Below are 24,737 nucleotides of genomic sequence, written 5' to 3' on the forward strand. Positions count from 1 at the left end.
CGGCCTCAGCCCTCTTTCGCCGGCGGCGCCGACCGGCCGAAATCCGGCGCGGCGGTGTCCTGCCCGGCCTCGATGATCCCGCGGCGGATGGCGCGGGTGCGGGTGAAATAGGCGTGCAGATGCTCGCCGTCGCCCATGCGGATCGCGCGTTGCAGCACGAAAAGCTCCTCGGCAAAGCGGCCGAGGATGTCCAGCACCGCCTCCTTGTTGGTCAGGAACACATCGCGCCACATCACCGGGTCCGAGGCCGCGATGCGTGTGAAATCGCGGAAGCCCGAGGCGGAATACTTGATGACTTCCTGCTGCGAGACCCGCCGCATGTGGTCGGCCACGCCCACCATGGTGTAGGCGATCGCGTGCGGCACATGGCTGACCACCGCCAGCACCAGATCGTGATGCGCGACATCCATGTCCTCGACATTGGCCCCCATTGCCTCCAGCAGCGACCGCAGCCGGGCCAGGGCCTCGGGATCGGTCCCGGCCGACGGTGTCAGCAGCCACCAGCGGTTCTGGAACAGCGTGGCAAAGCCTGACCGGGGCCCGGAATATTCCGTTCCCGCAAGAGGATGGCCGGGAATGAAATGAACAGCCGCCGGCATGTGCGGCGCCACCGCATCGACCACCGCCTGCTTGACGGACCCGACATCCGTCACCGTGGCGCCTGGCTTCAGGTGCGGCCCGATCTCGGCGGCGATCTCGCCCATGGCGCCGACCGGCACCGCCAGCACCACGAGATCCGCGTCCCTGACCGCTTCAGCTGCCGTGTCGCAGACGCGGTCGCAGAACAGCTCCCTCGCCACCGCCCGCGTTTCGGCCGACCGTGCGTAGCCCACGATCTCGCCCGTCAGCCCGCCGGCGCGCATTGCATGCGCCATGGACGAGGCGATCAGGCCCAGCCCGATCAGGGCAACGCGGGGATAGATCATTTCACCCCCTTGAACTGGCCGACCGCATGGGCGACCTGGCGGCAGCTCGCCTCGTCGCCGATGGTGATGCGCAGGCAGTGCGGCAGCTTGTAGCCCGCGACGCGGCGCACGATCAGGCCCTGCTTCTGCAGGAAGGCATCGCAGGCCTCGGCCTCTTCCTGGCTGGCGAAACGGGCCAGGATGAAATTGGCCATCGAGGTGTCCGAGGGCACGCCGATCTCGGCCAGGGCATTCGCCAGCCAGCTGCGCATCCGCGTATTCTCGGCCCGGCAGCGATCGACATGCTCCTGATCCCGGACCGCGGCCTCGGCCGCCTCGAGCTGCGTCGTCGAAAGGTTGAACGGCCCCCGGATCCGGTTCAGCACGTCGATGACATGCCGCGGCCCGTAACCCCAGCCGATCCGGAGCCCGCCCAGGCCATAGATCTTCGAGAAGGTGCGCGTCATCACCACGTTGTCGCGCGCATCGACCAGCGCGGCACCCCCGTCATAGCCCTCGACATATTCCGCATAGGCCCCGTCCAGCACCAGAAGCGCCTGCGGCGGCAGGTTCTCGGCCAGCCGGGCGATCTCGGCTGCCGAAACCATCGTGCCGGTCGGATTGTTCGGGTTGGCCAGGAACACGAGCTTCGTGCGCCGGTTGCAGGCGGCGAGGATCGCATCCACATCCGCCGTACGCTCGCGCTCCGGCACCTCGACGGGGGTAGCGCCCACGGCAAGGGTAGAGATGCGGTACATCAGGAAGCCGTGTTCGGTGAAAACGACCTCGTCGCGCGGCCCGGCATAGGCCTGGCAGAGGAAGGTGATGATCTCGTCCGACCCCGCGCCGCAGATGATGCGGCCCGCGTCCAGACCATGCACCTCGGCGATGGCCGCGCGCAGGTTCGCATGGTCGGTGACCGGATAGCGGTGCAGGCTGTGCACGGTGCGCAAGAAGGCTTCCTTCACCTTGTCCGAGGGGCCGAACGGGTTCTCGTTCGACGACAGCTTGACCACATTCGTCACGCCGGCCACATGCGCCTTGCCGCCCTCGTAAAGGGCGATGTCAAGGATGCCTGGCTGCGGCTTGATCTGGTCGTTCATCCTGTCCCCCGGGGCGCGATGCGCCCCGTTTACCCGCCCTCCGCGCGCAAGGCCAGAACCTTTCGCCAGGACAGGCGGTTGCCTAAAGGTGCGCCTGCGGCGCAAGCCTATCCTATTGTCGTCGGCCTTCGCCTCCTCCTCGGTGTGCCGCCGGCGGGAGCATTTGGCTAAAGGGCAAATCCACTTGCCCTTTCCCCAATACTCCGGGGAGCGCGAGGGGCAGCGCCCCTCGTCCGCCGAGGAGGAGGCGCAGGCCGACGACGAGACAAGGGACTTGCGCCGCAGGCGCTCCGCCAGGCTGGCCGGTCAGACCGCGAGGAAGTTGGTGAACTGCCAGGGATCCTCGTCGTCGCGGTCCTCGGCAAATCGGTTGATCCGGTGCTGGATCGGGGTCCAGTCGGTGTAATGGCACTCGATGGACCCGAGATAGGGACGCTGGACTTCCAGACAGCGGACATGGTCCATCTCGTCGGCTTCGACGAAGCCTTCGTTCGGGTTCTCCGCCGCCCAGACCATCGCCGCCAGCACCGCGGAGGTCACCTGCATCCCGGTCGCGTTCTGGTAGGGCGCAAGCCGCCGTGCCTCGTCGCAGGACAGCCGCGAGCCATACCACATCGCGCCCTTCGCATGGCCGTAGAGCAGCACGCCCAGGTCATCGCCGCCCGAGACGATCTCGTCCGCGGTCAGGATGTGCTGCGCCTCGGCAAGCTTCCCTGCGCCGTTGATCTCGTGCAGCGACAGGATCGCGTCGTTGCAGGGGTGATAGGCGTAGTGGCAGGTCGGGCGATAGACGGCGCGGCCGTCCTCCCACACCGTGTAGTAGTCCGGGATCGACAGCGCCTCGTTGTGGGTGATGACATAGCCGAACTGCGGGCCTGTGCCCGGGCACCAGCTCCGCACCCGGGTATCCGCGCCGGGGCGGTCGATCCAGATCGCGTAGCCCGGACCATGGTCGAAGCGGTGGCCGTTCGGCGGCAGCTTCTTCTCATGCGTGCCCCAGCCCAGTTCCGCCGGCTGGTAGCCCTCGGACAGAAGCCCGTCCACCGACCAGGTGTTGACGAAGACGCCCGGCGGCTTGGGCCGCGCCGAGACCTGCGTGTCGCGTTCGGCGATATGGATGCCCTTGACGCCCAGGTCGCGCATCAGCGCCGCCCAGTCCTCGCGGCCTTTCGGATCGGCCTCGACGCCGGTATCACTGGCAAGGCGCAACAGCGCCTCTTTCAGAAGCCAGCTGACCATCCCCGGGTTTGCCCCGCAGCAGGACACCGCTGTCGGACCGCCGGGATAGGACTTGCCCAGCGCGCGCACCTTCTCGCGCAGGGGATAGTTGGTGCGGTCCGCGTTCGGCAGGGTCGAGCCGAAGTAGAAGCCCGGCCAGGGTTCGACCACCGTGTCGATGTACTGGACCCCCATCTCCTGGGCCAGCTTCATCACCTCGATCGAATCCACGTCCACCGACAGGTTCACGATCATGCCGCGCCCCTCGGGGAACAGGCTGCGCAGGACATCGGCAAAGTTGTCGGGCGTGAACGCCAACTGCAGGTGGCGGATGCCATGGTCGCGCAGGATGTGCGCGAAGTCGGCCGAGGGCTCGATCACGGTGAAGCGGCTGCGGTCAAAGCCGATGTGGCGTTCGATCAAGGGCAGCGTGCCGCGTCCGATCGAGCCGAAGCCGATCATCACCAGGGCGCCGTCGATGGTGGCGTGCTTGGTCGTGGTGGTCATGGTCCTTGGGTCCCCCCGGTCAAAGAAGGGCGCGAAAGGCGCCGGAACCGAAAAGGCCGCGCCGGGCGGCGCGGCCTTGGGTCACGATCCCCGACGGGATCAGTTCTTCGCGTAGTATTCGACGACCAGGTTCGGTTCCATCTGCACCGGATAGGGCACGTCGCCCAGGCCGGGGGTCCGCACGAACTTGGCGGTCAGCTTGTTGTTGTCCACTTCCAGATAGTCGGGCACATCACGCTCGGTCAGGGCGATGGCTTCGGCGATGGCGGCCATCTGCTTCGACTTCTGACGCACCTCGATCACATCGCCTTCCGACACGCGGTAGGAGGCGATGTTCACCCGCTTGCCGTTCACCAGCACATGGCCGTGGTTCACGAACTGGCGGGCGGCGAAGATGGTCGGGACGAACTTGGCGCGGTAGACCACCGCGTCCAGGCGACGCTCCAAGAGGCCGATCAGCATCTCGCCGGTGTCGCCGCGCACCCGCTCGGCCTCGGCATAGATCTTGCGGAACTGCTTTTCGGTCAGGTCGCCGTAATAGCCCTTGAGCTTCTGCTTGGCGCGCAGCTGCGTGCCGAAGTCCGACAGCTTGTTCTTGCGGCGCTGGCCGTGCTGGCCGGGGCCGTATTCGCGCTTGTTCACCGGGGATTTCGGACGGCCCCAGATGTTCTCGCCCATCCGGCGGTCGATCTTGTACTTGGCAGAGGTGCGTTTCGTCACCGCTGATCTCCTTCGCTTTGTGAAGGGCGTTGTCCTTTCCGGGTTGCCCCGGCGACAGGTCATTCCTTGCGGAAGCCGCCAACACCAATGAAAAGCCCCGGACTCGCGTCCGGGACCGGGGGGCTTATACAGGGGAAAGCGGGGGAGTCAACAGGCCCGCCCTATCCGATCCGGCCCCGCACCCCGCCGGTCTGGCCCCGGTCCAGCAGCAGATGGTCCAGCAGGACGCAAGCCATCATCGCCTCTCCCACCGGCACGGCGCGGATGCCGACGCAGGGGTCGTGGCGGCCCTTGGTGACGAGCTCCGTCTCCTGCCCGCCTTGCGTGACCGTCCGGCGCGGGGTCAGGATCGAGGAGGTGGGCTTGACCGCGAACCGGCAGACGACCGGCTGGCCGGTCGAGATACCCCCCAGGATCCCGCCCGCATGGTTCGACAGGAATTCCGGGCCATCCGGCCCCATGCGGATCTCGTCGGCATTCTCGACCCCGGTCAGGGCGGCCGCCGCCATGCCCTCGCCGATCTCGACCCCCTTGACCGCATTGATCGACATCATCGCCGCCGCCAGATCGCTGTCGAGCTTGCCGTAAAGCGGCGCGCCGAGGCCCGGCGGCACGCCTTCGGCCACGACCTCGATCACCGCGCCGACCGAGTTGTGCGACAGGCGCAGCCCGTCCAGATATTCCGCCCATTCGGCGGCAGCCACGGCATCGGGCACCCAGAAGGGGTTGCGCTCGATCTCGGCGGCGTCGAACCGGCTGCGGTCGATGGTCTTCGTGCCCATCTGCACCATGTAGCCGGTGATCCGCAGCCCCGGCACCAGTGCAGCCAGAGCGGCGCGCGCCACTCCCCCCGCTGCGACCCGCGACGCTGTTTCCCGCGCCGAGGACCGCCCGCCGCCGCGATAGTCGCGGATGCCGTATTTCTGGTGATAGGTGATGTCGGCATGTCCGGGGCGGAAGCTCTGCGCGATCTCGCCATAGTCCTTCGACCGCTGGTCGGTGTTCTCGATCAGCAGCTGGATCGGGGTGCCGGTCGTCCGGCCCTCGAACACGCCCGACAGGATGCGAACCTCGTCGGGTTCCTTGCGCTGGGTGGTGAACTTCGACTGGCCCGGCTTGCGCCGGTCCAGCCAGGGTTGGATGTCGGCCTCGCTCAGAGCCACGCCGGGCGGGCAGCCGTCCACCGTGCAGCCGATGGCCGGCCCGTGGCTTTCGCCCCAGGTGGTGACGCGGAACAGGTGACCAAAGGTGTTGAGGCTCATCGCGGGCTCCGAACTCTTGTGGCGGACATAAGCGATGATCCCGCGCCGGGAAACCGGATTCTCGCAGCGGCCTCGTGCCTTGCGCTGGGCAAGGCCGCGCGTCTAACCTGCCGGGCAATAGCGGCAGGGGACGGGCGACGCGATGCAGATCTGGGGTCATTGCCGGTTTTCCTACTTCGGCCGCAGCGACACCGGGCGCGAGATCGACACGCTGGAGACGGCCTTCGCCAAGCTCTGGCACCCGGTGCGGATGGCGGTGCGGTTCCACCTGTTCGAGACGCTGCTCTTGCCCGCGATCCGGGCGCAGACCGACCCCGGCTTCATGTTCCAGATCGTCACCTCGACCCGGATGCCCGACCTCTTCCAGGACCGGCTGGACCGCGTCACCGCCGACATTCCCCAGCTGCGCATCCTGCGGACCGAGGAAACCGACCTGAACCGCGCGCTCCATCCGACGATGCTCGAGGCCGGCGCCGACGGCTCGGGCGCCGCGGCGCATTTCCGCGTCGATGACGACGATGCCGTGTCGGTCGATTACGTCGCCCGCCTGCGCGCCGCGGCCCGGCGGGTGGATCCGGGCGGGATGGTCACCTTCCCGACAGGCGTCATCGGCTTTCTGCACGAAGGCGCGGCCCGCCATGCGCCGTTCCAGAAGCACTCCATCGCCATCGGCCTTGCGCTGGTCGAACCGCCCGGCGGCCGCAACCCCTTCCGCATCCAGCATGTCGTCCATGCCTCGCGCGTGCCCAGCTATTGCGACCCGACCTTCCCCGCCTATCACTATACTCTGCACAGCGCGAACAACACCGCGGGTTACGGCCGGATCTTCCATCTCGACACCGGCGAGCACCGCCGCATCCAGCGGCTGATGCAGCAGCACCCTGAATTCGCGGAAGGCGCGCTGACCACCCCCGCCGCCGAGGCAGCCCTGGCCGCGGCCTTTCCCCACACCACGGGCGAGGCGCTGCGTGCCGCGATCCTGCGCGCGGGCGATCCGGTGGGCCTGGCCGAGGAGATGGGCTTTCCCGCCGAACCCTTCGCCCCGCCGCTCACGGCCGGATAACGAAAAGTTCAGCCCGGGGGTTGAAATGACGCGCGTCATGCCCAAGTAACCCGTTCGCGGGCCGGGCCCCTCTGACGACGATCCTGTCGTGATGTCGGACCGCATCGAGAAACGTGCTCGATGTCAGCCCGGGACTTCCGCTCCTGCCAAGGTTGACCTCCCGACGCACCGCAAGAGAGGCTCAACGGGGATGGAATTCCTTTTCCTGACATTTCTGGCCAAGCCGGTCTGGCTCTGGCTTCTGTTCCTGACCATCGTCATCACGCTGATGGTTTTCGACCTGGGCGTGCTGCACCGGGACAATCACGAACTGGGGGTGGCCGAAAGCCTGAAGCTTTCGGCCTTCTACATCTTCATCGCCATCCTGTTCGGCGGTTACATCTGGTGGGCCTGGTCGAACGGCACGCTTGTCACCAGCGACGGCACCAATCCGGTCGCGGCCTATTTCCAAGGCTACATCATCGAGAAGGTGCTCTCGATCGACAACGTCTTCGTCATCTCGCTGATCTTCGGCTATTTCGCGATTCCGCGGAAATACCAGTATCGCGCGCTGGTCTGGGGCATCATCGGCGTCATCATCCTGCGCGGCATCATGATTGCCATCGGAGCCGAGCTGATCTCGGCCTACAGCTGGGTGACGCTGGTCTTTGCCGCCTTCCTGGCCTTTACCGGCATCAAGATGCTGGTCGTGCCGGAGGGCGACATGGACGTGTCGAAGAATCCGGTGGTGACCTTCGTCTCGCGGCACATGAACGTGACGAAGGAACTGCACGGGCAGAAGTTCTTCGTCCGCCAGCCGAACCCCGCGACGGGCAAGCTGATGCTCTACGCCACGCCGCTTCTGGTGGCGCTGATCGTCATCAACGTGGCCGACCTGATCTTCGCGGTGGATTCGGTCCCGGCGATCTTCCTGATCACCACCGACACCTTCATCGTCTATACCGCGAACATCATGGCGATCCTCGGCCTGCGCGCGCTCTATTTCGCGCTGGCCGCGCTGGTGCACCGGTTCCACTACCTGAAATACGCGCTGGCCGTGGTGCTGATCTTCATCGGGCTGAAGGGCTTCTACAGCTATTTCTTCGGCAAGTTCGACCCGTACCTGTCGCTGGCGATCACCGTGGGCATCATCGCCGCCGGGATCTTCTACTCGCTGTGGAAGACCCGGGACGGCGGCGATGGCCATGACTCGGGCCAGGACCGGGCCGAGGTCAAGCCGGCGGAATAGTCCCGCCCTGGCGGATCTGCACCCAGACATCGTGATCGCCGGGCACCCCGGCGATCCGCAACACCGATAGTCCCAGGGTCACGTCCACCGCCCCGTCCGCCCGCCGCGCGACCCGCGGCGGCTTCGGCCAGGCGGTCAGGTCATAGACCTGTTCGGCCTGCCACTGGCTGACATGGGTCACCCCACCATAGGCCGGCATCAGGACCACCGCCCCCGGCCCCGGATCGACCAGGGTGATCCCGGTGCCCGCGTGCAGCGTGTCGTTCCCGCCCCCCAGCCGCACCCGGTTCCTCCCCGGTCCGGTATGCACCACGCTCGACCCGTCGCCGTCGGTGATCTCGTCGTTGCCGTGGCCGCCGAAGATCCGGTTCCGCGCCGCCGTCCCGATGATCGTGTCGTCGCCCGTTCCGCCGTCCAGCACATCGCGCCCCGCCCCGCCTATCAGCCGGTCGTTCCCCGCCCCGCCATAGAAGAAATGCCGCGAACTTTCGCTGGCCGAGATCGCGCGCAGCACGTCGTCGCCCTCGCCGCCGTGGAAGGTCGCCCCGCCATATTTCGGGCCGATCATCACGTCGTTCCCGCGCGAGCCGCGGACATCGACCATCACCCGTTCCGTCGTCTCGAAGGTGATCGGACTGTCGGGATGCGCCACGATCCGCAACACGCGCGGCGATTTCTTCGCGGCCTCCGCATCCTCGTGCCGCGCCAGCACCGTGGCGATGCGGATGTTCTCGACGTTCATCGGACAGTGCAGGACATAACCGTCCGGCCCTCCCAGATACCACAGCGTGTCGTTGCCGCCGTCCTTCGTCTCGCGGATCTTCTCGGCCTCGGCGCCATAGACCCAGTAGTTGTCGTTGCCGCGCCGCCCCTCCAGCACGACCGAGCCATCCACCGCCATCATCGCGTTCACGCCATCCGCCGGGTTCTCGAACCCGCGCAGGTCCAGACCCAGTTCCAGCGCGCCCTTCACCAGTTCCCCGCGCAGGACATCCATGGGCGCGGTCGCGACGAGGTTCTCGGTCTCGCCGGGGTCCGAGACCACATCATAGACATGCTCTTCCCCGTTCGGATAGCGGAAATAGCGCAGGTGCCGGTAGCCCTCGACCGAGGGGCGCACCGACAGCGTGCCGAAGACCGAGGTGATCGGAGACTTCGACGTGTCGAAGGTGCCGAAGCTCGGGTCGATCAGCGGCAAGAGGCTTTGGCCCGAAACCCAGTCGGGCCGCGGCGGCAGGCCGGCCAGCTGCATGATCGTCTTGGGAAAGTTGTGCAGGCTGACCGGCAGGTCGATGACCCGGCCTTCCGTCATCCGGGGAGACCAGATCCCCAGCGGCACATGGGCGGCGCTGTCCCACTGGCTCATCTTGTGGAAGCTGTCGTGGTTGCCCAGGTTGAAGCCGTTGTCCGACAGGAAGATCACCGTGGTCCGGTCGCCCAGAGGCGAGGCTTCCAGCGCGTCGAGGAAGCGGCCGATCTCGTGATCGACATGGCTGATCGCGGCGAAATAGGCGCGCACCACCTGCCGCCAGCCGTCGTCGCCGCCCTTTTCCGGCGTCCAGTTGCCGTTGGCGATATAGGCGGCCTCATAGACGGCAAAGCCGGGCGGGGGGCCGTAGTAATCCTCGGGCGCGGCGATGTCGGGCCAGCGGATGTCGGCCGGGTCATAGAGCTGGTAGAACCGGTCGGGACATTCCAGGTTGTAATGCGGATGCTTGAATCCCAGCTGGATCAGATGCCGGCGCGCCGGGTCGGCCCGGCCCAGGAAGTCGATCGCGTTCTGCGCCACCGTGTAGTCGTAGAACAGCCGGTCCTGCGACCCGTCGTCGTCGGGATGGTTGATCCCCGCGATCCCCGGCCCCCGGTCGAGATAGAGCTTCACCTTCGTCCGCCCGCCAGAATCGAAGGCCGGCACGTCCTCGTGGAACAGCACCCGGCGATAGCGTTCGGGCATCGGCTTGTAGGTCGCATCCACCTTGCCGGTGGTGAAGGTGTAGAACCCCGCCCGTCGCAGGTCGTAGGCCCAGGCCTTCTCGGGCGGCAGCACCTGCCGCCAGAAGCGGTTGAGGTCCACCAGCCCCGTGCGGAAGGGTGACAGGCCGGTGGCCAGTTCCGCCCGGCAGGGGGCGCAGAGCGGGATCGTCGCATAGGCATTGCCGAACCGCACGCCCCGGTTCAGCAGGCGGTCTAGGTTGGGTGTCTGGATGCGCAGCCCGAAGGTCGTCCGCCAGGTGAAGACATCGATCATGTCATCCACCCAGATGACACAGATGTTGTCTCCCCGGATGCTGTCCGCGTCGAAGGCCATCAGCCGGTAAGCCTCAGCCGCGCGGGCAGGGCCCAGCGCCGGACTGGACCCGCGCCGCCCTCGCCGCGCAGCGCGCCCCGGTTCGCGGGGCCCGGTCCCGCCCAGGGCGCGGCGGCATGGGCATAGGTGACGAAGACCTCGCCCTCCGGCCGGGCCGAACAGGTCAGCAGAACCGCCCTCGGATCGTCGGTGTCGATGGCGACGCCGGTCAGCACGGCGCCGTTCGTCACGCCGTCCAGCGCGAAGCCGGCCAGCGGCCCGGCGGCGAAGGGGTCGTCCGGGTCGATGACCAGCGGCTCCTGCGCCTCGCAGACCAGGCGGATCGCCTCCCCGGTCCATTCCGCCAGCTGGATCGTCGGGCAGAGCCACTTGCCCCCGCCGTGGACCGCCAGCAGCGCCTCGGCCATGACCAGGGCCTTGTCGGCGCGGCCGGCCTCGGTCAGCCGCCCGGTGTCGTCCATCGCGAAGGCATAGGAGGGCGCGGCGATGACCAGCCGGTGATCGGCGTGATTCCAGGACAGCTCCCACTGGCCCTCCAGCCCCGGCCCCCGGGTGATTTCCTGCGTGCCGCAGTCGAAGGCGGTCAGGAACACCGGCCGGGAAAGGCCCGCCTTCGCCATGCCGCGGGTGATCCGCTCCATCAGCGCGATCATGCCGTCGCGATAGGCCACCGGATCGCCGGTCAGGTCTTCAAGCGTGTAGTCCAGCACCACGGCCAGCACCTGCGCGCCCGTGCCCAACCGCGCCGCGGCCGCGACCAGGTTGCCGAAGGCTCGGTCGAGGTTCGCCACCGCAAGCCCCGCGCCCAGATCATGCGCCGAGGCCGCCATGTCGGTTTCCGTCCGCACCATGACCAGCGGCAGCGCGCGGCAGTCGGCCCGGCGGCGGGCCAGGATCTCGTCTGCGATCAGCGCCTCGACCGTCAGCTCGCGCAAGGGCTCCAGCGCGTCGGTCGCCGCCGCCTCGCCCTCGCCGCCCATGCCCACCGCGCCGATGTCGTCGGCCGGGGCCAGCACATGCCAGCGGAACCGCGCCGGGCCGGGATTGCCCAGGCCCGCCCGCGCCCCGCCGATCCCCAGGATCGCCAGAAGCGGTCCCCGCGCCTCGGCAAGGATCGCGCCGCCCTCGACATGCCGGCGATAGCCGCGCGGTCCGTCTGCGCCGGGCAGGTTGGCCTGGAAGAACAGCCAGTCCCCCTCGCGCCGGGGGGCCCAGAGGTCGATGTCGTCGGGAAAGTCGGGGGGCAGATCGGGCAGGGGCGGCGGGGCGGCGGCACCGGTCGCGCCCTGGGGCAGCTCCAGCCGCGCGGCGATATCGGCGATCACCCGGTCGGACAGGCGCAGGATCAGGCCGGTCTCGTCGTAACGGACCACGTCGCCGTTCTCGGCGCGGATCAGGATGCCTTCGCGGGGGGTCTCGCCGGCCATCAGAACAGCACCTTGAACCTTTCCGGCAGCCGGTAGACCCCTGGTGGACGCGCACCGCCGGGGGACCAGTAGACCACCTTCTTCTCGCGCCAGCCCTCGACCATCTCCTTGCGGAACTCGGGGAAATCCACCGTCTCGGCGCGCGGGGTCTGCTTCGACAATGCCTTGTAGGTGTCCCAGGCGGTGTCCCAGCCGGTCTTTTCCCTCTCGACCTCGCCCAGCGCGCCGGACTGGATCACCCGCTGCTCCCGCCGCCGGGCCAGCCGCGCCTCGGTCATGTCGTGGTCGATGAAGCGCAGGTGGAAGAGGTATAGATGCGGGTCGAGGTGCAGCTTCGGATGATTGGCGTAGTGCCCGCCCGGCGCGATGTCGATCCGGTCGCGGGTGATGCAGGGCTTGGCGTAATTGGCGTTAAGCCGGAAGATGCGGCGCACGTCCAGGATGTTGCGCCCCTCGCTGATCGGCTCGGGTTCCAGCGTGGGGTTGTGCACCATCTCGATGGCGAAGGGGGTGACGACCTGCGGCCCGCCCTTCACCGCGTATTGCTCCAGATAGCCCGGCAGGCTGTCCGACACCGCGGGATCGACGCAGACGATCTCGTCCACGTCGCCCACCAGCACCCAGTTGTAATAGTTGGTGAAGCCAGAGGTCAGCCGCGACAGCATCTGCCAGCGCCGCTGGTTGAAGCAGTTTCGCGTCTCGTCATAGGGCAGGTAGATGAGGTTGCAGCCCTGCGCGATGCGCCTGTGTTCGGGGTCGCCGCCATGGGACAGGACAAAGCAGTTCTCGCGGCCAAGCTGGCGGCCGTAATAGTCCACCCAGCGCGAGAGGAAGAAGTGATCCCCTCCCACCATGGTCATCGCCATCATCCGGCCGCGCGTCTGGTCCATCACTCACGTCCTGCCTGCCGCGCCCGGCATAGCACAAGGCCAAAGCCGGGGCCTAGCCTCCGCGGCCGCCTCCTCGAGCCCTTCGGGCACGCGTCGGTCGGCGCCACGGCGAGGAGTGCACGGAGTGCCCGACGAGCCCTCACCCCGCCGCCGCCTTCAGCGCATTCGCCGCCGCCCGCCGGGCGCGGCGGATGAAGAGCGTCTCCTCCTCGGGCAGGTCGGCCGCCTGCCGCAGCATGGCCTCGGCCGCGCGGATCACCAGCCGAGGCCGCCCCCGGTTCGCCGCCGCCCCCAACAGCGCGCGCTGCCACTTCGGCACCTGACGCCGGGCGCGGAAGGCGCGCCAGAAGTCCTCGGGCACCCGGTCGCCGGCGACCATCGCCTCGACCAGCATCGGGAAGGTGCCCGACTTCAGCACCACGCGGATCGCCTCGTGCGTGCAGAAGGGCGCGCGCAGAAGCTGCACGTTCGGCCCGGCCATCCGCGCGGCATGGGCGCGGTCCTCGGGGACGAAGGGGTCGTAGACCAGCACCGCGCGCCGGATGTAGGGCACCGCCGCCGCCGCATCCAGGAAGGGCATCCCCTCCCAGTTCGACTTGCGCACGGCATAGGGAAAGCGCTGCTCGAAGGGCGCGATGACCTTGTTCATCGTCGATTGCGCGCTGAAGGCCAGCACCCGCGCCTCGGGGATCAGCGGCGCGAAGTTCAGCGCCGCGAAGCCGCCCATCGAGGCCCCGGTCAGCACCACCCGGGAAAAGCGGCGGAAGAATCCGCGCTCCTCAAGCCCGCGCAACAGGGCCGGGGCCGTGGGCTGGCGGAACCAGTCCTTGGCATGGCTCTGCACCCCCAGCACGGCATGGCCGAGCGGCTCCAGCCGCTTCCAGGCCCAGGGCGGGCGCGGCCAGCCCTCGTCGATCGTCGCGAGGTTGTCGAAGGACACCACCAGCGCCCCGCCCGGCTTTGCCCCGGCGCCCTCGAACCACAGCTTGGCATGCGCGCCCTCGACCAGGAACCGGTCGGCCAATGCCGCCGCGTCCAGCCCCATCGCGGGCGGAACGTCCAGCAGCGGCGCGGCATCGGCGGCCGGTTCAGTAGCTCCAGCGGACATGGGCCTCCAGCGCGGCAAGGGCGGCGCGGTCCTCGGGGTCCGGGGACCCCGGCAGACAGCGGTCGGGCCAGAACAGCACCTCGTGGATGCGCGAGGTGCCCAGGGTCTTGGCCAGACCGGAGCGGTTCGACCGGCAGGCGATGAAGAAATCCGCCGGATGGGCAAGGCCCGGAATCGCCGCGGCGACCTCGGCGCGCCGCCCGTCCAGCCCCAGCCGCAGCACGCGCCCGTCCCAGGCCATCAGCGCGAGCCGTGCCCCCCGCCCCGGCCGCAGGGGCAGCGTCAGCCCCGCCGTGGCCTGCCGGTCGGCCAGTTGGACCTGCCCGTCGCGCTCCACCAGGAAGATCATGTTCTGCGTCTGCCCGGTAAAGACCGAGGCCAGCGTCCGCGCCTCGCCCTGCGACCGGTAGATGACGGCGGCGGTGAAGGCCTCGACCTCGGGGGCAAAGCCGGGCAGGGTGAAGCCGCAGTTCTCGCCCTCGCGGCACAGCATCGCGCCGGGTGGGCCGGGGTCGAAGCGGCTGTTGCCGGTGTTCGGCCCGGCCGGGACGGCTACGGTCGCGCCCTGCGCCTCGCGCCAGCCGGTGATCGCGCCTTCGGTGCGCAGCAGATCGGCCTCGCGCGCGACGAATCGCGCCCCGCCGCTGCGCAGGACCGCCTCGGCCAGCGCCTCGCCTTCCCCCCCGATCAGCGCCCCGGGCGGCAGTGTTGCAGCGATCTTCAGCATCCGACCTCCTGCCCGCATCCTGCCGGGCGCTCCCTGTCGCCGCAAGCCCGGCCCTGCCGTGCGATCGCCACGGCGCGGTCCAGGATCAGCGCGCCATAGGCCGCGTTGTGATGCTCGTAATCGCCCTTGGCCAGATGGTCGGCCACCGCATAGGCGGGATCGGTGAACAGCCCCCCGATCACCGTGCCCTCGGGCTGCGGCAGCAGCGTGATCCCGTCCTCGGTGGCGATCTCTTCCAGCAGCGCCCAGAACCGGGGCAGATGCGTGGGGATCAATGCCGCCATCTCCGGGGTGATCGCCCCGGCATGTTGCGGAGGAATGGCGGTGTAGTAGGCCACGGGCGACAGAAGGATGCGCGCCTGTCCGGCCGCCGCCAGCCCCGCCGCCAGCCGATAGCCCGACTGCCCGCGCAGCCCGTCGGCCAGCATCCGCCGGACAAGGCCGGAACTGACGAAAGGCCCCTCGCCCAGCGCGCTCAGCACCCGGACGAACAGGCCCCAGACATAGACCCGGGCGCCGGTGACATAGATCAGGTCGAAGTCGGACGCCGGCAGGAAGCTGCGGCCCTTCTCGTTGAACTTGGCAAAGCGCCGGGCGGTGAAGTCGTCTAGCGGATGGATGACGCCATCGCGCACTTCCAGGAACCGGAACCGGCTGCCGACATGCCCCCAGTATTCCAGATCGACGCCCGAGACATCGACCAGCCCCTGCACATGCGCCTGTTTCAGGCAGGCGTAATGGCTGTCGCCGAAGATGCAGAGCCGGGGCAGCGCGTCGGTCATGGCATGATCCCGGGGCGCGCATCCGGGGCAAAGGCCGCCAGGATCTCTTCCTCGCAGCGCAGCTCCTCGGCCTCGGTCAGTTCCGGCTCCGGCGCCTCATCGGCCGTCGCCGGGGACGGCGGCGGGACGGGCGCGGCCGGAGCCTCTTCGCCGAAGGCCGCCGCCTGGTCGCGGAAGAACTGGGTCATGACATGGTCCACCCCCTCGGGCAGGACCGACCGCAGGTTCGGCGCGAAGAAGCGGCCGCCATAGGCGGGATGGGTGATGATCTCGTAGGAGGGGAAGTAATCCACCCGGGGGCCCGCCTGCATCATCTCGGAGGCGACGGCGCGGAGCAGCGACTTGGAATGGCTGGTCGCGGTCAGCACATGGTTGCCCGAGGCCGTCGCCGTCAGCGGCACGGGCGAGACGGTGAGCAGTAGCCCGAGGGTCCGGTTCGCCGCCAGCATCAGCCGCAGCGCGGCCTTCATGTCGGCCATCAGTGCGGCGAAGCCATGGTTGACGAAGCCATGCGCCCCGGGATCGAAGCGCCCGGCCACCGTGCCCGGACAGACGGCATATTCCACGCCGGACTCCCGGTTCTGCCAGGCCTCGGTCAGCCCCATGGTGAAGACGAAGACCTGCGCGCCCCTGACCGCCGCCGCGATCGCCGCCAGGGTGTCGCGGCGCGAGGCGAACAGCTCGTCCGGGCTGGCGAAGCCGCCGGGTTCCACGCCGGGGCGGAAGGGGTCGTAGAAGCGCCCGTCGCGCTCCCAGACCTCCTCGGGCGGGGGGGTGTCGGTCAGCGCCCAGCGCAGCCACTGGTGCAGCATCCGGGGCGTGTAGATGTTGCCGGTGCGGAAGCTGAAGGTGCCGTAATGATAGTCCCGCCGCTGCTCGGGCGTCAGGACCGAGGGGCCGGGCTCGAAATCCAGCCAGCGATAGCGCCGCGCGACCAGCGCCTTCGAGAAATGCTGCGCGAAACAGGACCCCGCCGTCACGATCCGCGTGCGCCGCTTGATGCGGAACTTCGGTTTCCACAGGCCCGCGATCTCCAGCGCGTCGCGGCCGGCGACGGCGCTGCGCCAGAACCGGTCCTCGGGCAGGGTTTCATAGGGATGCGACATGCGCCGGCGGTCCTTTCCTGGCCCCGGATATGGCGGCAGGGCGGGCGGCAAGGTCAACCGCTTTCGATGGCCGCCCTCCACAGTCCACGACCGGCGTGTTAGCCTTGTGCCACCATGCCCAGTCTCTGCCGCGACTGCCTGACCCTGACCGATGCCGCGGCGTCGCGCTGCCCGGCCTGCCGTTCGCCCCGGATGGTCTCGCATCCCGAACTGACCCGCCTGTCCATCGCGCACATGGACTGCGACGCCTTCTACGCCAGCGTCGAGAAACGCGACAACCCCGCCCTTCGCGACCAGCCCGTCATCGTCGGCGGCGGCAGCCGGGGCGTGGTCTCCACCTGCTGCTACATCGCGCGCATCAAGGGCGTGCGGTCCGCCATGCCGATGTTCCAGGCGCTGAAACTCTGCCCCGAGGCGGTGGTGGTGAAGCCCCGCTTCGCCGCCTATACCGAAGCCTCCCGCGCCATCCGCGCGATGATGGAGGAACTCACCCCCGCCATCGAGCCCCTCTCGCTCGACGAAGCCTTCCTCGACCTCTCCGGCACCGAACGCCTGCACGGCGCGCCGCCCGCGGTGCTCCTGGCCCGGCTGACGAAGCGGATGGAGGACGAGCTTGGCCTCACCGGCTCCATCGGCCTGTCGCACAACAAGTTCCTCGCCAAGGTCGCCTCGGACCTCGACAAGCCGCGCGGGTTCTCCGTCATCGGCCGGGACGAGACCGAGGCCTTCCTGCGCCCCAAGCCCGTCCGCATCATCTGGGGGGTGGGCACGGCGACCCAGGCGGCGCTGGAACAGGCGGGCATCCGCACCATCGCCGACCTCCTCCGCTGGGACCGCGCCGACCTCACCGCCCGCTTCGGGTCCATGGGCGACCGGCTCTGGCACCTGGCGCGGGGGATGGATACGCGGCGGGTGAACCGCGACGACAAGCCGAAATCGATCTCCAAGGAGACGACCTTCTTCGAGGACACCTCCGACCCCGACATCCTCGACGGCCACATCTGGCGCCTGTCGGAACAGGTCGCCGACCGGGCAAAGGCGAAAAGGCTGGCGGGCCGCACGGTGACGCTGAAACTGAAGAAGGGCGACTTCCAGCTCGTGACCCGCCGCCACGCCCTGTCGGACCCCACCCAACTCACCGACCGCATCTACCGCGCCGCCCGCGACCTTTTCGACCACGCCGGGACGCAAGGCCCCTTCCGCCTGATCGGCGTCGGCATCTCGGACCTCGCCCCCGAGGATCAGGCCGACCTCTCCGCAGACCTCCTCGACCCCAACGCCACCAGGCGCGCCGCCGCCGAACGCGCCACCGACGCCATCCGCGCCAGGTTCGGTGCCGAGGCGATCATCAAGGGCAGGGCGCTCAGGTAGCGGTTCCTGCGAGCAGGGCGCACCAGAGCCTGCGCAGGTGACCCGCCGGGTGTCCCGCGTTCACCGGGTGCCTTACTCTGCGGCCAGCGCCACGCCCGGCGGCTGCACCAGTTCGCCCACCACGCCGGACACCAGCTCGCGGAATTCCGCGAACCTCGCCAGGGGCTCGATCCTCACCTCGTCCATGTAGAGCGCCCGGTCGATCTCGACCTGCACCACATGCACCCCCCGCGACGGTCGGCCATAGGCCTGCGCCACATAGGCGCCCGCGAAGGGCGAATTCCGTCCGACCCGCAGCCCGGCCCCGGCAAAGGCGGCCTCGACCCGGTCCATCACCTCGCGTCCCGCCGTGGCACCATAACGGTCGCCCAGCACCACCTCGGGCCGGGGCTGGCCGGGGCGGGTATGCGCCTCGATCGCCTCGTGCGGCATGGAATGGCAGTCGATCAGCACCGCCTGCCCGAAGGCCGCGCGCGTCTCCTCGACCAGGGCCGCCAGCGCCTGGTGATAGGGATGCCAGAATCGCCGGATCCTGTCCTGGGCCTCGGCCAGCGTCAGCTTGCCGCGATAGATCGCCCGCCCCCCGGCGACCACGCGGGGAATCACCCCCAGACCCGACGAGATGCGCGGATTGTGCGGAACCCGGGCGATTCCCTCGATCACCCCCGGATCCAGCTCGTCGGCGGCGCGGTTAAGGTCGACGAAGGCCCGCGGCGCCCGCGCGGCAAGCAGAGGTGCGCCGATGGCCGGCGCCCTGTCGAACAACCTGTCCACGAAGGCATCCTCCGAGGACCGGACCGACCGCCGGTCCAGCACCACCTGTCCCAGGAAATCCGGCGAATAGTCGCTGCCGGAATGCGGCGAGGCGAAGATCAGCGGCGAGATCCGGCGGGCCGGGCGGGTCAGGACATAGGCCTCGGTCTCGGTCCGTGTCATCGGCGCTCCCGTTGGCGGGCATGGGATTCTTGCTTCCGATATAGCCGGATAATCCGGAAAGCCAAAACCCCTTGCAGCCCGTGAGACTTGTCAGTATAGACCCCGCCTGACCGACGCGGTTCGCTCCGCGTCCTTTTCGTTTCATCGGAAGGGACCGGTGCGGTTGCAAGGCTCAAGAGGGCGGTTAGCTCAGCGGTAGAGCACTACGTTGACATCGTAGTGGCCACTGGTTCGATCCCAGTACCGCCCACCATTCGCCGCTTCCCGCGGGAGGCATTGGGTTCAATCTGGCGCAGTTTCGCGCCGCGTAGAAGGAGGGTCGACCATGAAAGTCGCCAACTCGCTCCGCTCGCTGAAGACGCGTCACCGCGATTGCCAGATCGTGCGCCGCAAGGGCCGCGTCTATGTGATCAACAAGACGCAGAAGCGCTACAAGGCGCGTCAAGGCTGAGCCCTTCAGGGCCGAGCCGCGCAGCGCAGGACGCAAAACAGGGCCGCCAGGGAAACCTCGGCGGCCTCTTCCGTTCGCCCGCTCGCCGATGACTTCGTAACTCCTGGCCGATCCGCGACGAGACGCCGAAGGCGCACGAGGAGCCACCAGAAGGACAGCCCATGACCCTCCGTCCCTTCCTGCCGTCCGACATCCCTGCCGCCCGCGCCCTCTGGCAGGCGACCCCGGGTGTGGGTCTCTCCGCCGCCGATGAACCCGCCGCGCTGCAAGCCTTCCTCGCCCGCAACCCCGGCACCAGTTTCGTGGCCGAATCGGGGGGGCGGCTGGCCGGCACCATCCTTGTCGGCCATGACGGGCGGCGCGGGCTCATTCACCACCTCGCCGTCGCCGGGGATCAGCGCCGTTCCGGCCATGGCCGCAGACTTGTTGCCGCAGGCCTCGCAGCGCTCCGGGCGCAGGGCATCGACAAGTGCCATCTCATGGTGTTCGGGGACAATGCCGAGGGTGCCGCCTTCTGGACCTCGATCGGCGCCGTCCGCCGTTCCGAGCTTGACGTCTACTCTCTCCCCATCGCACCCAGCTGATCCGCCGGGTGCCAAATCTTTTGAAAGGATTTGCCAGAATCCCTCGAAGGATCTTGTGTCCGGGGACCAACTTCAGGACGCGAGATGCACCCCAACCCCGCCTTCCGCCAATCCCCGCGCGACCAGAACCTCGCCTTCGCCCGCGACCGGGGGTTCGGTCTCCTCACCGTCAACGGCCCCGAAGGCCCGCTGGCTGCCCACGTCCCCTTTCTGCTGAACGATGACGCAAGCTTTGCCGAGCTGCACCTCGCGCGCTCGAACCCCATCGCCCGTGCCGGACTGCCTGCGCCCGCACTGATCGCCATCTCGGGGCCCGATGCCTACATCTCGCCCGACTGGTACGGCGCGCACGAACAGGTCCCCGATCAGGTCCCGACCTGGAACTACGTCGCAGTCCATCTGCGCGGCACCCTCGAACTCCTGCCCGAAGACGCGCTGCGCCCACATGTCGATGCACTGTCCGCCGAACACGAGGGTCGAATCACCGACAAGCGCCCCTGGACCAGCGCCAAGATGACGGAAGGCGCGATGCCAAGGATGATGCGGATGATCCTGCCCTTCCGTTTCCGCGTCGCTTCGGTCGAGGGCACCTGGAAGCTGAACCAGAACAAGACGCCGGAGATCCGCGCCCGGGCGGCGGCGGCACTGGCGCGTGGCAACGCCTCGGCGCAAGAGATCGCGGCCCTGATCCGCCGCGACCTGGGCTGAGGCGCCTGCATTGCCGCCGACAGGGACTTGTGTAGGCATGACTGCGTTCGAGGGTTATGCGTTGGACCGGCTGGCCATGGCGTCGGTCGGGGTCAGTTATGACAGCGACGGCGACACCTGCCGGACAGGGTCGGATCTGATCGACCCGAGACCGTGCCCTTCACCGGCTACTGCACCAACGGCAGGACGCCCGAGGCGATGGCCCGGGCGGTGAACGACTGGCGGGGGATGTCGGGCAATACCGCTCGTTGATGACTTTGTCACGCCTCGCAGGGACCAGCGACGAGAAGACGAAGTCGCACGAGGAGCCTCTCGAGAAAGCTTCAATGCCGCCGGAGTCCGCCGCTGCCCGCGCCGAACCCGTCCGTTAAATTTTCGTTACCGCCTGCAGCCAAGTTACTGAATTATATCGCTTTACCAGGATTGTCCACCGTGGACACCTTCCGCGGCTGTTTACACTCCACCCCCTCCGCCCCTACAGTCGGCCCCAGCAACCGGAGGTCGCCATGCCCCTGCCCCTCGCTCCCCTGATCCCGCTCGCGATCCGCCTCGGCCTCGTCGCGACGACAACCGTCGCCGTCACCCGCTGGGTCCGGTCCTCCACCCATCCCGGCCGGACCGACCAGCGGGCCGAGGACGCGCTGGACGACCTGGGCGAGGGCCTCTCCCTCCACCGCCCCGCCGACCGGGCCGAGGATCGCCAGACCAACGCCACCGCCCGCCTCCGCCGGGTGGTGCGTTTCCGAGGCCGGACCTACGAGATCGACGCAGGCCTGATGGCCCGCTTCCGCCTGCGCGAGGCCGACGAGTGAGGCTCTACCACGCCCCCGCCTCGCCCTTCGTCCGCAAGGTGATGGTTCTGCTGCACGAGGCGGACGCAGTCGATCGCGTCACCCTGATTCCCGCCTCGGGCAACCCGCTCGACCCGGGCACACTGCCGGTCGACCGCAACCCGCTGGGCAAGATCCCGGCGCTGGAACGTCCCGACGGCCCGACGCTCTACGACAGCCGGGTCATCACCCGCTACCTCGACGACCTGCTGGACGCACGGCTCTATCCCGCCGCGCCGCATCTCTGGGACACGCTGACCCTCGAGGCCACCGGCGACGGCATCGCCGAGGCTGCCGTCCTGATGCGCTACGAGGCGCATGTCCGACCGGAAGCCACTCGCTCGCCCGCCTGGATCGAGGCCCAGTGGAGCAAGATCGCCCGCTCCCTGGCCGCGCTGGAGGAGCGCTGGCAGAGCCATCTCGCCGGCCCGCTCGACATGGGGCAGATCGCGGTCGGCTGCGCGCTGGGCTACCTGGACTTCCGTCATGCCGACCGGGACTGGCGCGCCACCCATCCCGCGCTCGCCGCCTGGCATGCCGCTTTCGCCGACCGCCCGGCGATGCGCGCCACCGCACCGGACGCCTGAACCCAGCGACCGTCCCGCCACAGGCGACCCTCTGCCGCAGAGAAATGCGACCCTGCGCGACTTTGTCCGCTGGACGCGGGGACGCGCCTTGGCTAGATACACCCGCGGCGGGGCATGGGTTTCCATTGCCCCTCAAGTCATATGGGCCGGCGCCCCCGGTCCGAAAGGGGAGAAGATCTCGTGTCCCACGCAGACGATCACGCAGGCACCGGCGAAGGCACTCGGCGGGATTTCCTGTACTACGCAACGGCAGGCGCCGGGGCGGTTGCCACGGGCGCCGCTGTCTGGCCGCTGATCAACCAGATGAATCCGTCGGCCGATACCCGGGCGCTCGCCTCGATCATGGTCGATGTGTCCGCCGTCGAGGTCGGCACGCAATTGACGGTGAAATGGCTGGGCAAACCGGTATTCATCCGCCGCCGCAGCCCCGAAGAGATCGAGGCCGCCCGCGCCACGGCGCTGAGCGATCTGGTCGATCAGAACTCGGAGAACGCCAACAAGCCGGGCACCGATGCATCGGACCAGAACCGCACGCTCGACGAGGCGGGCGAATGGCTGGTGATGATGGGGGTCTGCACCCATCTGGGCTGCGTGCCGCTGGGCGACGGCGCCGGCGAGTTTGGCGGCTGGTTCTGCCCCTGCCACGGCTCGCACTACGATACCGCAGGCCGTATCCGCAAGGGACCCGCGCCACGGAACCTTGACGTGCCGGTGGCGGCCTTCTTCGACGAAACCACGATCAAGCTTGGGTAAGGATCAGAGACATGGCCGGAATTCCGCACGACCATTACGAGCCCAAGACCGCCGGTGAGCGCTGGCTGCACAAGCGCCTGCCCATCGTCGGGCTCATGTACGACACCATCATGATCCCCACGCCCAAGAACCTGAACTGGATGTGGATCTGGGGCATCGTCCTGACCTTCTGCCTCGCCTTGCAGATCGTCACCGGGATCATCCTGGCGATGCACTACACCCCGCATGTCGACAAGGCCTTCGCCTCGATCGAGCACATCATGCGCAACGTGAACGGCGGCTACTTCATCCGCTACCTGCACATGAACGGCGCCTCGCTGTTCTTCTTCGCCGTCTACCTGCACATCTTCCGCGGCCTCTACTACGGCAGCTACAAGGCCCCGCGCGAGATCACCTGGATCGTCGGCATGATCATCTATCTCCTGATGATGGGCACCGCCTTCATGGGCTATGTGCTGCCCTGGGGTCAGATGTCCTTCTGGGGTGCGACCGTGATCACCGGCCTGTTCGGCGCGATCCCGGGCGTGGGCGAGGCGATCCAGACCTGGCTGCTCGGTGGCCCGGCGGTGGACAATGCCACGCTGAACCGCTTCTTCTCGCTGCACTACCTCCTGCCCTTCGTGATCGCGGCGCTGGTCGCGGTGCACATCTGGGCCTTCCACACCACCGGCAACAACAACCCCACGGGCGTTGAGGTCCGCCGCGGCTCGAAGGCAGAAGCCGAGCGCGACACCGTTCCGTTCTGGCCCTACTTCGTCATCAAGGACCTGTTCGCGCTGGCGGTGATCCTGGCGGTGTTCTTCGCCATCGTCGGCTTCATGCCGAACTACCTGGGCCACCCCGACAACTACATCGAGGCCAACCCGCTGGCGACGCCCGCGCACATCGTGCCGGAATGGTACTTCCTGCCGTTCTACGCCATCCTGCGCGCCTTCACCGGCGATGTCTGGGTGGTGATCGCGGCCGAATGGCTGTCGTTCGGCATCATCGACGCCAAGTTCTTCGGCGTGCTGGCGATGTTCGGCGCGATCGCGGTCATGGCGCTGGCGCCCTGGCTCGACACCTCCTCGGTGCGCTCGGGCCGCTATCGCCCGATGTTCAAGTGGTGGTTCGCCCTCTTGGTAATCGACTTCATCGTCCTGATGTGGTGCGGCGCCATGCCCGCGGAAGAGCCCTATGCCACGATCTCGCTGATCGCCTCGGCCTACTGGTTCGCCTACTTCCTGGTCATCCTGCCGCTTCTGGGCGTGATCGAGAAGCCGCTGCCGCAGCCCGCGACCATCGAGGAAGACTTCAACGCCCACTACGGCCCCAAGGCCACGCCGGCCGAGTGAGAGGAAACAGAGACATGTTCCGCAACATCGCACTCATCGCCGCTTCGGCCCTGACCCTGACCGCCGGCGGCGCCCTTGCCGCCGGCGAGGGTGGGCATGTCGAGGACGTGGCCTTCGCCCATGAAGGCCCGTTCGGCAAGTTCGACCAGTTCCAGCTGCAACGCGGCCTTCAGGTGTTTACCGAGGTCTGCTCGGCCTGCCACGGGCTGAAATATGTCCCGATCCGCACCCTGTCGGACCCGGGCGGGCCCGGCCTGCCCGAGGATCAGGTCCGCGCCTATGCCAAGCAGTTCACGGTGACCGACAGGGAAACCGGCGAGGACCGCGAGGCGATCCCCAGCGACAACTTCCCGGCCAACACCGGGGCCGGCGCGCCCGATCTGTCGCTGATGGCCAAGGCCCGTGCGGGCTTCCACGGCCCCTATGGCACCGGGATCAACCAGCTGTTCAGGGGCATGGGCGGACCGGAATACATCCACGCGATCCTCACCAGCTATACCGGCGAGGAGAAGGAGGAGTTCGGCTCGTTCTTCTACGAGAACACCGCCTTCTCGACCGGCTGGATCGCAATGGCACCGCCGCTTTCGGACGATCAGGTGACCTATGCCGACGGCACTCCGGCGACGGTGGACCAGATGGCGATGGACGTGGCCTCGTTCCTGTACTGGGCGGCCGAGCCGAAGCTGATGGACCGCAAGAACGCGGGCTTTGTCAGCGTGCTGTTCCTGGTGCTGCTGTCGACGCTGCTGTACCTGACCAACAAGCGCCTCTGGGCCGGGGTCAAGGGCAAGAAGCAGCACGCCTGATCGGTGCCAGATCCTTCGGAAAG

24 protein-coding genes and 1 tRNA gene are annotated in these 24,737 nt (G+C 68.2%); 12 read left to right on the forward strand and 13 right to left on the reverse strand.

Annotated elements, in window-relative coordinates; translation table 11 throughout:
* Positions 1–5: 5 nt before the first annotated feature.
* The 5 genes from FL625_RS09555 to aroC form a co-directional block, all read right to left on the reverse strand.
* Entirely contained in the window at positions 6–926 is a 921-nt protein-coding gene (locus tag FL625_RS09555) for a prephenate/arogenate dehydrogenase family protein (protein WP_149588437.1), read from the reverse strand.
* Positions 923–2,008, reverse strand: a complete 1,086-nt coding sequence (gene hisC, locus FL625_RS09560) for a histidinol-phosphate transaminase (RefSeq protein WP_149588438.1) — start codon at positions 2,006–2,008, stop codon at positions 923–925. The genes FL625_RS09555 and hisC overlap by 4 nt, the downstream gene beginning before the upstream one ends.
* 306 nt (positions 2,009–2,314) lie before the next feature.
* On the reverse strand, positions 2,315–3,733 hold the full coding sequence (locus FL625_RS09565) for a homospermidine synthase (RefSeq protein ID WP_149588439.1): 1,419 nt from the start codon (positions 3,731–3,733) through the stop codon (positions 2,315–2,317).
* A gap of 99 nt (positions 3,734–3,832) precedes the next feature.
* Positions 3,833–4,453: a 30S ribosomal protein S4 gene (rpsD, locus tag FL625_RS09570; RefSeq protein WP_149588440.1), complete on the reverse strand. Its 621-nt coding sequence runs from the start codon at positions 4,451–4,453 to the stop codon at positions 3,833–3,835.
* Between the two features lie 161 nt (positions 4,454–4,614).
* Positions 4,615–5,715, reverse strand: coding sequence for a chorismate synthase (gene aroC, locus FL625_RS09575; protein ID WP_149588441.1), 1,101 nt, complete (start codon positions 5,713–5,715; stop codon positions 4,615–4,617).
* A 142-nt stretch (positions 5,716–5,857) separates the two neighbouring features.
* Here aroC and FL625_RS09580 point away from each other — a divergent pair, with 142 nt between their 5' ends.
* Both FL625_RS09580 and FL625_RS09585 read left to right on the forward strand, forming a co-directional pair.
* On the forward strand, positions 5,858–6,778 hold the full coding sequence (locus tag FL625_RS09580) for a glycosyltransferase (protein WP_149588442.1): 921 nt from the start codon (positions 5,858–5,860) through the stop codon (positions 6,776–6,778).
* A 190-nt stretch (positions 6,779–6,968) separates the two neighbouring features.
* Entirely contained in the window at positions 6,969–8,006 is a 1,038-nt protein-coding gene (locus tag FL625_RS09585) for a TerC family protein (RefSeq protein WP_149588443.1), read from the forward strand.
* On the opposite strand, the gene FL625_RS09590 is transcribed toward FL625_RS09585, so the two are convergent.
* The 7 genes from FL625_RS09590 to FL625_RS09620 form a co-directional block, all read right to left on the reverse strand.
* Positions 7,990–10,314 carry a sulfatase-like hydrolase/transferase gene (locus FL625_RS09590; RefSeq protein ID WP_149588444.1) on the reverse strand — a complete coding sequence of 775 codons (2,325 nt, stop codon included), beginning with the start codon at positions 10,312–10,314 and terminating at the stop codon, positions 7,990–7,992. The two genes, FL625_RS09585 and FL625_RS09590, sit on opposite strands and share 17 nt — an antisense overlap.
* Positions 10,314–11,741, reverse strand: coding sequence for a hypothetical protein (locus FL625_RS09595; protein ID WP_149588445.1), 1,428 nt, complete (start codon positions 11,739–11,741; stop codon positions 10,314–10,316). Before FL625_RS09595 ends, FL625_RS09590 begins: the two co-directional genes overlap by 1 nt.
* Complete coding sequence (locus tag FL625_RS09600; protein ID WP_149588446.1) at positions 11,741–12,631, reverse strand: glycosyltransferase family protein; 891 nt, start codon at positions 12,629–12,631, stop codon at positions 11,741–11,743. The genes FL625_RS09595 and FL625_RS09600 overlap by 1 nt, the downstream gene beginning before the upstream one ends.
* Positions 12,632–12,770: 139 nt before the next feature.
* Positions 12,771–13,739, reverse strand: a complete 969-nt coding sequence (locus tag FL625_RS09605; RefSeq protein WP_149588447.1) for an alpha/beta hydrolase — start codon at positions 13,737–13,739, stop codon at positions 12,771–12,773.
* The gene (locus FL625_RS09610; RefSeq protein WP_149588448.1) at positions 13,720–14,466 is read right to left on the reverse strand and encodes a hypothetical protein; all 747 of its coding nucleotides are present in this window, start codon (positions 14,464–14,466) and stop codon (positions 13,720–13,722) included. The genes FL625_RS09605 and FL625_RS09610 overlap by 20 nt, the downstream gene beginning before the upstream one ends.
* Positions 14,460–15,248 (reverse strand): hypothetical protein, encoded by a 789-nt coding sequence (locus tag FL625_RS09615; protein ID WP_149588449.1) that lies wholly within the window; start codon positions 15,246–15,248, stop codon positions 14,460–14,462. The genes FL625_RS09610 and FL625_RS09615 overlap by 7 nt, the downstream gene beginning before the upstream one ends.
* Complete coding sequence (locus FL625_RS09620; protein WP_149588450.1) at positions 15,245–16,354, reverse strand: GSCFA domain-containing protein; 1,110 nt, start codon at positions 16,352–16,354, stop codon at positions 15,245–15,247. Before FL625_RS09620 ends, FL625_RS09615 begins: the two co-directional genes overlap by 4 nt.
* A 114-nt stretch (positions 16,355–16,468) precedes the next feature.
* Between FL625_RS09620 and FL625_RS09625 the strand changes: the two genes are divergently transcribed.
* Positions 16,469–17,725 (forward strand): DNA polymerase IV, encoded by a 1,257-nt coding sequence (locus FL625_RS09625; RefSeq protein ID WP_149588451.1) that lies wholly within the window; start codon positions 16,469–16,471, stop codon positions 17,723–17,725.
* A gap of 72 nt (positions 17,726–17,797) precedes the next feature.
* Here the strand turns inward: FL625_RS09625 and FL625_RS09630 are convergent, their stop codons facing one another.
* Positions 17,798–18,661, reverse strand: a complete 864-nt coding sequence (locus FL625_RS09630) for an N-formylglutamate amidohydrolase (protein ID WP_149588452.1) — start codon at positions 18,659–18,661, stop codon at positions 17,798–17,800.
* A 178-nt stretch (positions 18,662–18,839) separates the two neighbouring features.
* On the opposite strand from FL625_RS09630, the gene FL625_RS09635 reads away from it, so the two are divergent.
* The 9 genes from FL625_RS09635 (at position 18,840) to FL625_RS09675 (ending at position 24,714) form a co-directional block, all read left to right on the forward strand.
* A tRNA-Val gene (locus tag FL625_RS09635) sits at positions 18,840–18,914 on the forward strand.
* A gap of 72 nt (positions 18,915–18,986) precedes the next feature.
* Positions 18,987–19,112 (forward strand): type B 50S ribosomal protein L36, encoded by a 126-nt coding sequence (gene ykgO / locus FL625_RS09640; protein ID WP_100196728.1) that lies wholly within the window; start codon positions 18,987–18,989, stop codon positions 19,110–19,112.
* 161 nt (positions 19,113–19,273) lie between these two features.
* Positions 19,274–19,696 carry a GNAT family N-acetyltransferase gene (locus FL625_RS09645; RefSeq protein WP_149588453.1) on the forward strand — a complete coding sequence of 141 codons (423 nt, stop codon included), beginning with the start codon at positions 19,274–19,276 and terminating at the stop codon, positions 19,694–19,696.
* A gap of 84 nt (positions 19,697–19,780) precedes the next feature.
* Positions 19,781–20,404 carry an FMN-binding negative transcriptional regulator gene (locus tag FL625_RS09650; protein WP_149588454.1) on the forward strand — a complete coding sequence of 208 codons (624 nt, stop codon included), beginning with the start codon at positions 19,781–19,783 and terminating at the stop codon, positions 20,402–20,404.
* 506 nt (positions 20,405–20,910) lie between these two features.
* Entirely contained in the window at positions 20,911–21,216 is a 306-nt protein-coding gene (locus FL625_RS09655; protein WP_149588455.1) for a hypothetical protein, read from the forward strand.
* Positions 21,213–21,821, forward strand: coding sequence for a glutathione S-transferase (locus FL625_RS09660; protein ID WP_149588456.1), 609 nt, complete (start codon positions 21,213–21,215; stop codon positions 21,819–21,821). The genes FL625_RS09655 and FL625_RS09660 overlap by 4 nt, the downstream gene beginning before the upstream one ends.
* Before the next feature lie 180 nt (positions 21,822–22,001).
* Positions 22,002–22,574: a ubiquinol-cytochrome c reductase iron-sulfur subunit gene (petA, locus tag FL625_RS09665; protein WP_149588457.1), complete on the forward strand. Its 573-nt coding sequence runs from the start codon at positions 22,002–22,004 to the stop codon at positions 22,572–22,574.
* Between the two features lie 11 nt (positions 22,575–22,585).
* On the forward strand, positions 22,586–23,908 hold the full coding sequence (gene petB / locus FL625_RS09670) for a cytochrome b (RefSeq protein WP_149588458.1): 1,323 nt from the start codon (positions 22,586–22,588) through the stop codon (positions 23,906–23,908).
* Positions 23,909–23,922: 14 nt separating this feature from the next.
* Positions 23,923–24,714, forward strand: coding sequence for a cytochrome c1 (locus tag FL625_RS09675; RefSeq protein ID WP_149588459.1), 792 nt, complete (start codon positions 23,923–23,925; stop codon positions 24,712–24,714).
* The last annotated feature ends 23 nt before the right edge of the window (positions 24,715–24,737 follow it).

Origin of the sequence: Tabrizicola flagellatus (genome assembly GCF_008271465.1) — a bacterium.
Lineage (GTDB): Bacteria > Pseudomonadota > Alphaproteobacteria > Rhodobacterales > Rhodobacteraceae > Tabrizicola > Tabrizicola flagellata.